General features: G+C 32.2%; 11 protein-coding genes. 3 read left to right on the top strand and 8 right to left on the bottom strand.

Features of this window, described 5'->3' with window-relative positions:
- Positions 1–47 precede the first annotated feature (47 nt).
- Genes GBH57_RS12615 through GBH57_RS12605 form a run of 3 tightly spaced genes read right to left on the bottom strand, consistent with a single transcriptional unit; the run spans position 48 to position 2993 of the window.
- Entirely contained in the window at positions 48–1193 is a 1146-nt protein-coding gene (locus tag GBH57_RS12615) for a tetratricopeptide repeat protein (RefSeq protein ID WP_151674857.1), read from the bottom strand.
- Entirely contained in the window at positions 1186–2631 is a 1446-nt protein-coding gene (locus GBH57_RS12610) for a M56 family metallopeptidase (protein WP_151674856.1), read from the bottom strand. Before GBH57_RS12610 ends, GBH57_RS12615 begins: the two co-directional genes overlap by 8 nt.
- Positions 2632–2633: 2 nt before the next feature.
- Positions 2634–2993: a BlaI/MecI/CopY family transcriptional regulator gene (locus GBH57_RS12605; protein WP_151674855.1), complete on the bottom strand. Its 360-nt coding sequence runs from the start codon at positions 2991–2993 to the stop codon at positions 2634–2636.
- A 196-nt stretch (positions 2994–3189) separates the two neighbouring features.
- Between GBH57_RS12605 and GBH57_RS12600 the strand changes: the two genes are divergently transcribed.
- On the top strand, positions 3190–3690 hold the full coding sequence (locus GBH57_RS12600) for a DUF456 domain-containing protein (protein WP_151674854.1): 501 nt from the start codon (positions 3190–3192) through the stop codon (positions 3688–3690).
- A 5-nt stretch (positions 3691–3695) separates the two neighbouring features.
- On the opposite strand, the gene GBH57_RS12595 is transcribed toward GBH57_RS12600, so the two are convergent.
- The 5 genes from GBH57_RS12595 to hppD all read right to left on the bottom strand — a co-directional run bounded on the left by GBH57_RS12595 (position 3696) and on the right by hppD (position 11868).
- On the bottom strand, positions 3696–4622 hold the full coding sequence (locus tag GBH57_RS12595; protein WP_151674853.1) for a leucine-rich repeat domain-containing protein: 927 nt from the start codon (positions 4620–4622) through the stop codon (positions 3696–3698).
- A 135-nt stretch (positions 4623–4757) separates the two neighbouring features.
- The gene (locus GBH57_RS12590) at positions 4758–7751 is read right to left on the bottom strand and encodes an alkaline phosphatase PhoX (protein WP_151674852.1); all 2994 of its coding nucleotides are present in this window, start codon (positions 7749–7751) and stop codon (positions 4758–4760) included.
- Positions 7752–7997: 246 nt separating this feature from the next.
- The gene (locus GBH57_RS12585; protein ID WP_151674851.1) at positions 7998–9839 is read right to left on the bottom strand and encodes a cytochrome-c peroxidase; all 1842 of its coding nucleotides are present in this window, start codon (positions 9837–9839) and stop codon (positions 7998–8000) included.
- 158 nt (positions 9840–9997) lie between these two features.
- A complete protein-coding gene (locus tag GBH57_RS12580; protein ID WP_151674850.1) occupies positions 9998–10561 on the bottom strand; it encodes a nitroreductase family protein in 564 nt (187 codons plus the stop codon).
- A 143-nt stretch (positions 10562–10704) separates the two neighbouring features.
- Entirely contained in the window at positions 10705–11868 is a 1164-nt protein-coding gene (gene hppD / locus GBH57_RS12575; RefSeq protein WP_151674849.1) for a 4-hydroxyphenylpyruvate dioxygenase, read from the bottom strand.
- Between the two features lie 291 nt (positions 11869–12159).
- On the opposite strand from hppD, the gene GBH57_RS12570 reads away from it, so the two are divergent.
- Positions 12160–12549 (top strand): DUF1573 domain-containing protein, encoded by a 390-nt coding sequence (locus GBH57_RS12570; protein WP_151674848.1) that lies wholly within the window; start codon positions 12160–12162, stop codon positions 12547–12549.
- A 172-nt stretch (positions 12550–12721) separates the two neighbouring features.
- Positions 12722–13381, top strand: coding sequence for an HAD family hydrolase (locus GBH57_RS12565; protein ID WP_151674847.1), 660 nt, complete (start codon positions 12722–12724; stop codon positions 13379–13381).
- Positions 13382–13434: the final 53 nt, after the last annotated feature.

Raw genomic sequence — 13434 nt, 5'->3', positions numbered from 1 at the left:
CCCACTACTTTGCGCCCGAAAAGTACAAAAATAATAAGCTCAATTAGTTACTTACCCTCTTTAAAAAATAATACCTGTCTTAAATCCTTTGATCTCGTTGCCGCAAGCGAATAATAACGTCCATTTACTCCAAATTTATCCATATAATTCTCATACAATTCAAGTACATCAGCATCGTCTTTATAAAAATTATCTGCAGCAACAGCAAGCTGGTAGTGCGCTTTTTCACTTGTATTATCTTCTTTAAGAGCTAACTTTAAATACGAAAATGCCTCTTGATATTTTTGCTGTCGGCTATAACTTACAGCTAGCGTTACGTATTGATCATGCAGTGACACATCTAGTATTGAAATGGCAGTCTTCACGTATGATTGACCATTCTCAAAATCTTCTAATCCCATTAAGCATTTACCCATATTGTAATGATAGCTCGGGTTCAAATCATTATACTGCGATAGTAAAATTCGATACGCTGCTACCGCATTTTCATACTGAAATAGCATTGCGTAACTAGTAGCTAAAATCGCATGAATTTGCTCTGTATTTTTACCCAAAGAAACAACCTTAGTTAAGGTTTCAATTGCTTCCTCATATTCCCTTTTATAATATGCCGAAAGACCTTTTAAAATTAAAAATCTAGTACTATTTTCATTAAGTGCAAGTCCTTTTTCAATAAATCCTGCTGCATTAAAAAAACGTTGTTTTTGTACATTAAGTTTTGCTACTTTATATATAGCATCACTATGATTTGGGTTTATGTACGTGGCCATTTTAAAGTTTTCAACAGCCGTGGTATCTTGTTGCTTTTCTGCAATAAGCCCCAAATAATAAAAGGTATTTGAGTTTTGCATATCCTGCATTGCTAACTCTCTAAAAACCTGTTTAGCTTCCGTATATTTTTCAGCATTATATAAAACAGTAGCGTAGTTTTTTTTAAGAATCAAAGCTTCTGGATATTGAATACTCAAGTTTTTATATATCACAATAGCTTCAATTTTATTTCCTAGAGATAGATGAGATTTAGCAATTTTCTCTTGCTGAATCTTGCTCTTAGGCGCTTTCTCAAATTCTAATATGGCTGACGAGTAGTTCCCCATAGCATACAAACTATCACCCACAGCCAAAGCCAACTCTTTTTGTGAGTTGGCTCTAGCGAAACATAAAATTAAAACTACTATAAAATATTTATTCATTGATTTCGAACTTGATTGGTAAAGAATAAAGTACACTCACTTTTTTTCCACTCTGCTCTCCAGCTTTCATTGTAGGAAGACTAGAAACCACTCTAATTGCCTCTTCTTTAAGTGCTTCATGTGGTGCTCTCGCTTTTACATTTACCACTTTTCCTTGAGTATCAATTTTAAACTGAACGTAGATTTTCTGTACACCTGTTAGTCCTTTTGGCGCTACATTAATATCAAAGTTTTTACCAATAAATGCGCTCATACTTTTTGTCATACAATCTTTCATTTCTTCATTTGTTCCAGAGCAACCAGGATACGCAGGCACTTTTTCAATTACTCCAAAAGGAATATCTACTAAATCCTGTACTTCTTCAAAATGTATATTATCTACTCCTTCAGATGATGTTAACACTGTAAATGCTTTTAGTGCTAACTCTTCTTCTTCTGAAATATATCCTTTCTTAGCAATAGATTCTTTAAGGCGTTCAATATTTTGTATTATTTCACTGTCTGAATCAGACCCAAAATTTGCTGTACTATATCCTTCTTCTACTGGATTATTAGAGCAAGATGTATAAATTAACATTCCAAAAACTAATGGAACTAGTGCTAAATACTTTAATTGAAATAACTGCTTTGATTTTGATTTTTGTAACATAATAATTCGTTTTTTAATTAGTGATTTATTGAAAAAGGTATTGACGAACGACACATTTTCAGTATTAAAAACGTGCGATAATAAGGTTTGATAATAGGTAGTATCTTGTTTTTTAGTTGCTACAATACTGTCAGCAATGTATTCGTGAAGCAACTCTAAGCGTTTTTGAAAAACATAACTTAATGGATTAAACCAACATACAATCTTGAAGATTTCAAAAAACAAAAGATCTATTGAGTGATGTTGATTAATGTGTACTTCTTCGTGAAGTAGAATGTCTTTTTTATTTGCTTCGGAAATATTCTCCCCTAAATAAATAGTGCCAAAAAACGAAAATGCCGCATCAGTATTTTGAAGTGTTACTACATTAACTCCTTTAACAAAAACTGAAGGATTTCTTCTTTTTAAATTCCGAATATGTGCAATTTTAAAGGCAAAGATTCCCGCGAAAACAACCATCCCAACAATCCAAAGCGCTGTAATAATTTGTAATACCGATATAGATTGTGCTGTTGAAATACCATTGATTAATACATCTTCACCTTGAACACGTAATGGCTCATTTACCAAACCACCAATTAAAACTGCTGGTAATTGCACCATATATTCCTGCGGAATCGATCGTTGTATTAGACCTATTTTAATAAATGGTAGTCCAAAAGAAAGAATGCTCGTAGCAATTAAATAGACTCTATTCCACTGAAAGAATGTTTCTTTTTTAAGAAACAAATCATAGGTTACTAAAAACAATAACTGAAACGCTATTACTTGTATAATGTAATGTGCCATAATTAGTTCTTTTTGTTAATTTCATTTAAAATAGCTTCCATTTCTTTTACCGAAATTTCATTCTTTTTCATAAAAAATGACACCATGCTTTTAAATGAACCTTGAAAATAACCGTCAACTAATTTGTTTATAGATTGATTACTGTATTCATTTTTTTGAACTTTAGGAATATAAATGTGTCCTCTACCTTCTTTGCGATAGGTGACAAAATTTTTACTTTCTAAAATTCTAACAATAGTTGAAACAGTATTGTTTGCAGGCTTAGGCTCTGGAAACTCATTGACAATGCTTGCAACATTTGCTTCACCTAAATTCCATAGAATTTGCATGATATCCTCTTCTGCTTTTGTAAGTTGTTTCATTTTATATTTAACGTTTCAAAGTTTAAGGAGTATATTTAAACAACTCCTTCATGTAATTTAGATAATCCTTTTTATAGACTTAAACAGCTATTAACGAACACAAACTTACAACTAAATAATTAGTTAAACTAATTATTTAGTTGTAAAGTGTAACATTAATTAATTTTAGTAGTCTAATGTGTACATAAATTAATCTATGGAAATTTTATTTTTAGTATTGGGGTTTATATTAATCCTAGTAGGTATTATTGGAAGTTTTCTTCCTGTTTTACCTGGGGTCCCTGTAAGTTGGCTAGGTTTAATTGCACTTTACCTTACTCCAGCTATAACTTTTGATTGGACCTTTATCATTATTACAGGTATTGTAGCAATAGTGCTTTATATACTGGATTATATAATTCCTGCAATTGGCACTAAAAAATATGGTGGCAGTAAAGCTGGTGTTTATGGTACTATGGTTGGACTTATTGTTGGTATTATTGTACCTATCCCACTTGGGATATTATGGGGTCCATTTTTGGGTGCATTTATTGGAGAAACAGCATTTAACAACTCCACAGGAGATACTGCCTTAAAAGCAGCCTTCGGCTCTTTTATTGGCTTCTTAGCTTCAACTTTCGTGAAATTTATGGCTACACTAATCTACCTTGGATTATTTATCTATAAAGTTATTGAGTATCGTGAAGTGTTATTTTAAGCATATTAAAAGTAAATTTTACAATTAGGCAACGCCTTTTTAATACGCGTTTTTTCATTTTCTGAAATATTATTTCCTGTTAAAATAAGCGTTTTTAAATTGATTAATTCTGAAATGTTACTAGGTAAAATTGTGAGTTGATTATTAGATAAAATAGCCAAAGTAAGGTTTTTCAATAACCCAAAATCATTTGGCAACTTATTTATTTTGTTGTTATTTAAAGACAACGTTTTCAAGTTTCTAAAACCAGAAATACCTTCAGGAAGTTGCGTTAGCTTATTGTAACTAATTTTCAGATCTTCTAAAGATTCTAGCTTCATCCAGATAGGGTCTAGCTCATTTATCTGGTTATAACTTAAATCTAATATTTTCAAATTTATAAGTTCCGAAAAAGAATTTGGCACATAAGCCAATTGGTTGTTTTGTAACTCAAGCACCTGTAACTTTATACATTTTCCTAACTCACTAGGTAAGTATGCTAATTTATTGCTTGATAAGTATAAACGTTCTAAGTTTTTTAATTCACTAATGTTAGAATTTATTTTTTTGATGGCATTGTCAGCTAAATCTAAAGTCTCTAAATTTTTTAAGTCACCTATTTTTCTAGGAATTTGAATTAAACTATTAGCTTTTAGATTAATTTCCTTCAATTTCACTAATTTAAAAATATTCAAATCCCAATGTTCAAATAGATTTTTCATAGCATTTAAAAAACGTAACTCACCTAATTGAGAAATATTATCAGGCAAAAAAAATAGTTGTTGATCACGTAAATTAAGTTGTTGTGTATTTACATTTTCTGCAATAGCTTCATCAACGTTATAATACATTTTATCTATAATAGGGTTAGCGTTTTGAGCGTCCATATTCATTGAAAAAGCAAAAGCAAACACTAAAAACTTCTTCGTTAATTTAGATATTCTATAAATCATAAACTGGTTATTATGTATTTCAAAATTAGTTTCAAATAAAAAAGACTGGCACAAATATTTGCGCCAGTCTTGAACAATATTAAACTTCAATTTTCATCATTATTATTAAACTTCAAAAGTGCGTTATAATAACAATTACTTTCTTAAAATTTTGTAGGTGCCAGTTTTATCACCTACTGTTACTTTTAATAACACTACTGGATTATTAGTTAGGGCTGCTGATAAGTCTAAATTAATTACTTGATTAATTCCAGAATTTTGAACATTTGAACTACTTAACAATTCACGTCCTAGAACATCATAAGCAGTAACCACAATTACTTCTTCAGATTGATTTGCTATTTCAACATTTACAATACCGCTTGTTGGATTTGGATAAACCGATACATCCTCTTTTAATAAAGTATCTATACCTAATAACAAAACCTCTATATAATCTGTTTTCATTTCAACCTCACCTGTACCTGCTTGGTTCGATGTAATCAAACTTACATTAAAAATTCCTTCATCTAAATATGCAACAATTGGAGATTGCTCAGATGAAACTGAAGGAATTCCACCTTCAAAAGTCCATGACCAAGATGTAGGGTTATTAGTACTCATATCTGTAAATTCAATCGCAGTTCCAGGCTCTGTAGACACCGTTGAAGCTGTAAAATCTGCTATTGGTGCTTGAAGACCTAAGTGCTCGCCTAATGCGAAAACAACAGTCGATGATGCATCAAATGAAACCTCATTAAATGAAGCATCTAATTGTGGTGTATTTGCATTACTTGGATGTTGAACTGAGAAAAAACCATATTTATAATCTGGTGTAAATGTTAATCCAGTAGGTTCTGATCCGTTTGGCATTGAAGCAAATAATTCAACATTAGGCACATCTTGACGGTGGTTAGGACGAACGACCCATATATAATTATTACCCCCATCTTGTAAAACCCAAAGGTTACCTTTATCATCAAAAGTTAAGTTATCATTTCCTCCTCCCCAGGATTCGTTAAAAACACCTTCAGGAGTCGTTATATCGTAAGACATTCCACCTACAAATGTTTCTAAACCAGCAACTGAAGTTCCATTATCAGTAAATTTATATACCCTCCCTTTTCCTTTAGAAGTAAAAAATATTTCACCAGTAATTGGGTTAATCTCACAGTCCTCTACACCATTAAAATTTGTACCACCAAGAGCCTCTGCTGCAAATCGAACATTGTTTCTTTCATCTATAGTTGTATTAGGAACTTGAATCCATTGAGCAGTATCTGATGAAGGATTATCATTCACTAATGGATCATCTAATTTTAAAACGTATAGTGTTCCTTCAGAAAGATCGCCTGGAGTATCTGCTACAAATTTATAAACACAATCAGTTCCTCCATCTTCTCCATAGTATGCAGTAACCATATCATCACTTACCACAACATTTTCGTGATTCATTTTTCCCATTGCCCATAATTTCTCTTGCCCATTTCCATAGTCAACTACTGAGGCAGTAGCAGGATCTATTTCTACTAACCATCCCACATCTTGATATCCATCCATATTTATATCACCTCCATTAGAAGATTCCTCAGCTGTAATGATTGTTCCCCAAGGCGTAGTTCCACCTGAACAATTTCTAGTCGTTGTTACTAAAGCATCATTAAAAAAGTCTACTCCTTGTGTTTGTGAAACTTCCCATAATAAGGTGTCTTCATTGAAATTAACATCGGCAACAGTAACTCCGCCTGGTGTAGTTTCATGATTAATTGACACATATCCCAAAGTACTTGAACCGCTAATTGGAGTATATCCTGTAAAGTCATTATTTCCACCTACAGTTCCATTTCCATTTGTATAAGGATCACCTTGTTTAACTATTATTTGGAATCTATGTTCTTGAGGTATAATTAAATTACTCGTTTGACCAGTTGGCATAATTGAAGTAAAACAAGCAATATCACCGTCTTCACAAATAAATGGATCTACTGGATCTGGCGTATTTTGCATATACATATCAAATTTTAAATCTGAACTATTTCCATCTCTATTATGCAGCTCTACTGCGATAATATTAACACCCTCTATAAAATTAGATTTTAAAACATTATGAGTAAAATACACGTTTTCATCTGCTCCACTAACAATTGTAGATGAGTTGGTTAAATAATCAGTAGGTGCAGGCGGCATATTATCTCTAATAACTTCAACACCATTTACGTAAACAATTGCTCCATCATCACGATTTAAACCAAATACAACCTCATCGGTAACATCATTTAAAGACATATTAATTTCTCTCAAAAAATATGTTGTAATATATTTATTACCAGCATCTGGACCATATGAAATAATTGTAGAAACTGGATCACCATATCCTAATGGAGCAGCACCAATTGCCCAAGAGGAATTATCATACCCCAAAGTATTCCAAGCTTCTGAATCTAGACTAACTCCAGTATCTAAATAAGACCAAGATGTTCCTGCTTCTAATGGATATGCAGCAGGATCAAAAGTTAATGGTGTAAATTCAGCAGCAAAGTCAAAACTCATATCTGAACTTGAAACCGAAGATTGATGAATTTCAACAGCAAAAGTATTTGTTCCAGAAAGTAACACCGCCTCAACATCCACTACATCATAATCATCTTCATCTGAACCTGAAATTGCACCACCATTTGCAAGAGTTGAATATGAAATTTCACCACTAGGAAGGTTTCTTCTCATTAATTCTGAACCATTTAAGTACACAACAGCTGCATCATCGAATAATAATGAAATATTAAAATTACCGAATTGATCATCCCCTGTATTTTCAAAACTATATCTAAAATAATACGTTGGATATTTATTTGAAGAATCTGGACCATAACTAAGAACTGTTGTTTCATCGCCATCGCCATAACCAAGTTGCCCTGCCCCTATAGGCCAAGTGCTATCATCATAATCGACAGTTCGCCAAGCAGTTCCTAAATCTGTACCAGAATCATTATATCTCCATTCACTTCCTGCTGGAAATGGAAATATATTTTCAACTACTGACGTTTCAGTAGTATATGTAAGTGAATTTGTTGAGTTTTTCTCAGTCGCTGATGATGTTGCTATTGAAAGAAAAGACAACAAAACACCCATTAAAAAGGAATTTGTTTTCATAGTTTTTTTTAGTTAGAAAGATTAAGTTTTTAGTTGTCCCAAAATTATAAATATGGTTTCCGAAATATTAAAACTTAATCTTATCACTATGTCATAAAACTATTAACTGTAGCTTTTTTATTTTAACTTAACATCAACTAGAAATGAAAAAAGAAAGGTGTTTGTAAACTCTATTTTAAGTGGATGTTAATCTAATTCTTGATGCTTTAATTATGAACATATTAGTGAACTAAGGAAATAACGTCTTTAATAAATTTCTGTAAGAGAATTTAGAAATGAAATTATATCATCTATTTCTTTATCTGAAAGATCTAGTTCTGAATCTGGAAGCGTTTGATTTGTAACATTCAATCCCATTCCTGCTCCACCACCTTTATTATAAAAATCAAGTACTTGTTCTAACGAACTGTACGCACCATTGTGAAAGTAAGGAGCTGTTAACGCAATATTTCTTACGGTTGTTGTTTTAAAGGACTTATTATATATAAATGATTTTTCATTGGCTATTTTATTGTCCCATCTTCCTTCATCTAAATCTAACAAAGGGTCCTTACCTAATGGGTTACTTAAAACCCCTAAAATTTCGGTTTCCGAATCAACAAATAGCGGTGGCACTAATCCTGAAAAAGTAGGTGCAAAGTGACAAGTAGCACAAGCAGCTTTTCCCATAAACAAATTAAATCCATTTTTCACCTCATCCTCTATTTCATTCAATTCACCCCGAACAAATTGATCAAACTCACTGTTATGGGATTGCAGTGACAAAACGTATGAAGTCAAAGCACTAGCGAACTGTTCGCGGCTAATTTTATTTGTACCAAATTGCACTTTAAAGTCATTAGAATAATCTGCATTGTTGTTTAAACGATTTAGCAAACTACTATATCTTGTATTAAATTCTTTAGGATTGAAAATTACATGTTCAGCTTGCTGTTCTAAACTAAAAGCTCTAACATCATAAAAATATCGCTCAGCAAAAACAGCATTTAAAAGTGTAGGAGAATTACGCATAACAGTGGCTCCTTCAATACTGGATATTGATTTTATTTCACCATCAGTAAAAGCCAAGTTTGGCTTATGGCAACTAGCACAACTCATACTTCCATCCTCGCTCAAAATGGTATCATAAAATAATTTTTCACCAAGATTTCTAAGTGTTTCGGAATCTTCTTTTTCATTTAATTGGGTGAAATAATAAGGATCTAAAAAATTAGCTGAGAAAATACTAGTACTCTCTGGGTTCCAAGAAGAACTATTGGATAATAAAACAGATTTTTTATCAATAGGTAATGCTCCTAATTGTTTGTATAAAGGGTCTATATATTCCTTAAGAAAAGATAGCCTATCAAACTCTTCGAAAGAACTGTTACTTAACATATTGATAGCACCATCAATCAACTGAATTGATTGATTTAATTGAGAAACTTTATCAAATTCAGGCACTCCTTCAATTAATTGTTTCATTCCGCTTAATGATATTTTTGCTTCAGTTAAAGCATTGACTGAACCTGGAGTATCAAAACCTGTAACACCTAAAGTAAAAACTCTTACTAACTGTATTCTTGAAGCATTTACTATATCGGTAAGCGATGGCGTTACCTTTTGCATAGCAGCTGTTAAAATTGATACATTCGCTTTAAATTTTTTCGCAAGAGCAGAAATTTTAACTCTTTCATTTTTTGGTGTTTCTGAAAATATCAACTCGTCTAGTACTTGTAAACCTTCAGGCGGTATTACACTTGGTTCACTACCAGATTTTTGGATTTTTAATAACGGTGCGCCATTTAAATGTGAATTCACAAAATCTGGATTGTAATAAGCCAAGAAAAATTCAACTTTTTTATACGCATTCCTAGTATCTAAAATGTGTGTTTTTAAAGTATCAATTGGGATTTTTTGTAATTGAAAAGCTGCAGCACTTTCATCAAGGATAATTGCGGCTAATTCAACTTCATTTAAAAAAGAATTAAAGGTGTCAGTTTTTACAACGTATGTGTCTAATTTATCACAGCTTGCAAATAATAAAAATATGATTAATGCAAGAAAGGACCATTTAATGGAGCGTGGTGTTGAAATTGAAAAGTTCACGAAATTTGTTTTTTAAAACCCCAAACCTAGCTTTTATTGCTATTACTACTGTTAATTAAATATTATCAAATCTTTACAGTTGTTTCAATAAAAAAATCATCATCTATAGAAACTCGCTATAAATGATGATTTTTTATATTTTATACTTTTCACTTTTTTTACATCCATTCAGTTTTATCTTCGATAGTAGAATTACGATCTCCAGGTGTAAGCTCATCATCATATTTCCCTAGATAGAAAAAACCTAAGCAGGTTTCATTTTCTGCTAGGCTGAAAAATTTCTTTGTATGTTGTATTAATTTAGGGCTACTCCAGTAAGCTCCTATTTTCATTTCGTGAGCTACTAACCACATATTTTGAACCGCCATAGCAGTTGCTGCAACTTCTTCCCATTCAGGAATACGTTCTTGTTCGTCTCTTTGAAAACAGATAGCTATAATTGCTCCTGCTTTTTTAGGGTTTTCTTTAAGCTTGTTGTATTTAAATTCAGAAAAAGTTGGGCTTTCATTTTTAAATGTTTCGGCTAAAAACAAACCTAGTTTTTCTTGGGACGGACCTTGCAAAACTTTAAACCTCCAAGGTTCTGTTTTTTTATGTGTTGGTGCCCAATTTGCTGCTTCAAGGATTTGCAAAATTTCCCCCTTTGTTATTGGCTCTTTATTATATTGTGCAGGAAAGACAGATCTTCTTTCCTCTATAGTTTTTAAAATGCTCTTTTCCATAAGGTAAATTTAATGAAATTTAAGTGTTTTAATCTGTTTGAAAATTTCAGATTATCACAATTAACACTAAAATATTTCATAAAAAAAGCCACTTATTTCTAAATGGCTTTTTAATTTTTGCTGCTTATAGCAACGGTATTATTTTACAAAGTACCTCTTCGGGCTTGTTGTCTTTCAATAGCTTCAAATAACGCTTTAAAATTTCCGACACCAAAAGATTGTGCCCCTTTGCGTTGTATTACTTCAATAAACATTGTAGGTCTATCTAAAACATTGTTTGTAAACAATTGCAATAAATATCCTTCTTCATCACGGTCAATTAAAATACCATGTTTTTTAAGTACTTCAATATCTTCGTCTATTTCACCTACGCGTTCAAGCACATCATCATAATACGTGTCTGGCACATATAAAAATTCTACGCCTCTTTCACGCATGGCACTTACTGTTGCAACAATATCATCTGTTGCTAAAGCTAAATGCTGTACTCCTGCACCTCCGTAAAAGTCAAGATATTCCTCAATTTGAGATTTCTTTTTCCCTTTAGCTGGTTCATTAATAGGGAATTTAATACGCCCATTTCCATTACTCATTACCTTGGACATTAATGCCGTGTAATCTGTTGCAATATCATCATCTGCGAAACTTATAATTTGTGCAAAGCCCATTGTTTTAGCGTAGAACTCACACCATTTATTCATCTCTCCCCAACCTACATTTCCTACAATGTGATCAATATACTTTAAACCTACTGGCTCTGGGTTAAAATGTGATTCCCATTTAGTAAAACCTGGAAGGAATAAACCTTTGTAGTTTTCACGCTCGATAAACATATGTACTGTTTCTCCATAGGTATAAATTCCAGATTTAATAATCCATCCGTTTTCATCCTCTTCACGTGTAGGCTCTAAAAATGGTTTTGCACCACGTTTAGTGGTTTCCTCAAATGCTTTTGTGGCATCTGGAACCCACAATGCAATTACCTTAGCTGCATCACCATGTTCATTAATGTGACGGTTAATTTCTCCATCTTTAGTTAATGGAGTAGTTAAAACCAATCTAATTTTATCTTGTTTCAATACGTACGAAACACGATCTTTCAATCCAGTTTCTAATCCAGCATAAGCTTCACTTTGAAAACCAAACGCAGTTTTATAATAGTGAGCAGCTTGCTTTGCATTACCTACATAAAGCTCCACATAATCTGTTCCTAAAAGTGGAAGAAAATCTTCAGCTTCATCAAAGAGTTTTCTCAATGAATACTCTGTGTTTTGTAAATCTTTTAAATTTTTAATTTCTTTTGCCATGTGAGTAGTTTTTAGGCGAATAATCTAAAATTAGTAAATATCGAGTTACTTCCAAAAAGCTTAAGCACGTTTTTAAAGTGTATTTTAAGCCCTACTTAACTTGATAAACTTAGATTATTTTCTTACAGCAAATATCGTAATTTTAACTGATATCTAAACAAGTACAGCAATAGATGTCCTCTATTATGGTATTTCTGAAATTTTAAGCCTTATAGTGTGCGAAAATCCTTCAATACTTGTTATCGGGTTTCAATTGCATTATTTTTATTTTTCAACAAAAATTAAACTGTTATGAAAAATATCTACGTACTACTTTTTGCTGCATTTGTTAGTGCATCAACTTTTGCACAAGAAACATTTAATGCAACTAAGGAAGGCCCACGCTTTACACTTAATTCTCGTGAAATTTCAACAACGACAGATAAAATTAACGAAACTAAAATTGTAAAAATTTCATTTTTAAATGATGGGACTGAGCCATTGCTTTTAACTGATAAAAATTCAAGTTGCGCTTGTCTTGCTACTGAAATGCCAAAGGAGGTAAAACCTGGCGAATCTGGAGAATTAAAAGTGCACTTTACACCTAAAAGAACAGGGGATTATTCTGAAACTATTTATGTTAAAACGAATGCGCAGCAGCACCCTTTTCGACTTAACTTTAAAGCTTCTGTTCAAGAATAACATATTGAAGAACTACTAATATTCAAGTTTCCTTATTTTCATTGTACTCGCAACAAACTGATGAAAATAAGGAAACTTTTTACATGTAGGCTTTTGTGTTCCTACTTAAAATTTCCGAATAAAAACAAAATCTCTCGGCAACCTTTTTTATGAATAGTTTTATCTTTGACGAATGTTAAAAGCAGTATTATTTGATATGGATGGGGTTATTGTAGATACAGAACCGCTCCACCGTAAAGCCTATTTTTTAATGTTTGACGACATGAACATTGAAGTAACTGAAACGCTTTACACTAGTTTCACAGGGCAGTCTACCTTAAATATTTGTAAAAAACTTGTGGATATGTTTAGTATTCCAGAAGCTCCTGAGGCACTTGTGGCATGTAAACGAAAACATTTCAAATACCTATTTGAAAACGATAGCTCGCTTCAGTTGCTTGACGGTGTTCTCGACTTGATAAAAGATTATCATGCTAATAATATTACTTTAGTTTTAGCATCATCTGCTTCCATGCCTAATATCGATAGAATATTTGATCGTTTTGACCTCAACCAATATTTTGTAGCAAAACTTAGTGGAGCTGATTTAAAAGAAAGTAAACCACATCCAGAGATTTTCATTAAAGCTGCAGAAGCTGCTGGACACGCTCGCGAACATTGTGTTGTAATTGAAGATTCCACAAACGGAATTAAAGCGGCTAACGATGCAGGAATTTACGTAATAGGATACGACAGTAAACATTCTACAGATCAAGATTACTCAAATGCTAATATGGTAGTAAATCATTTTAATATGATTGGGTATGAAAAAATTAAACACCATTTATCTTAATTACAATTAATTAGAAGTTTAGCTGCACCAAATAATTTAATACCCTCTTAACT

The sequence above is a fragment of the Patiriisocius marinus genome, from assembly GCF_008974325.1.
In the GTDB taxonomy this organism is placed as follows: Bacteria; Bacteroidota; Bacteroidia; order Flavobacteriales; family Flavobacteriaceae; genus Patiriisocius; species Patiriisocius marinus.
The sequence above is the reverse complement of the archived record's forward strand: the minus strand, read 5'-3'. Positions and strand labels throughout refer to the sequence as shown.